Source organism: Gemmiger formicilis (genome assembly GCF_016901605.1).
Lineage (GTDB): Bacteria > Bacillota > Clostridia > Oscillospirales > Ruminococcaceae > Gemmiger > Gemmiger formicilis_B.
This window is the reverse complement of sequence record NZ_JACJKP010001050.1, coordinates 1-216: the sequence shown is the minus strand read 5'-3', so window position 1 is coordinate 216 and position 216 is coordinate 1. Positions and strand designations below refer to the sequence as shown.

The following is a 216-nucleotide window of genomic DNA, read 5'->3' as shown; positions in this document are numbered from 1 at the left end:
TGTCATTGCGGGTAACAGCCTCCTCGGCTTCCTGCAAGCGACGGGTGGCCCGGGCTTTCTCCGCTTCGGCGTTGTCTGCGTTGGCCTGGGTTTCCTCGGCCTGGCGCTGGGCTTTGCCCTGCAAAATATCGTGGTGGAGGACCAGGGCTGCGCCCGGGCCGCCATCGCGTTCCTGAAAGAGGAACGGGCAGGCCGCGCCACCTTCCTGCCGCTGGA

Annotated in this window: 1 pseudogene; it reads left to right on the top strand. The window is 66.7% G+C overall.

Features of this window, described 5'->3' with window-relative positions:
- Positions 1-103: 103 nt before the first annotated feature.
- A pseudogene (locus H6B10_RS19250) lies at positions 104-216 on the top strand (hypothetical protein); the annotation flags it as partial.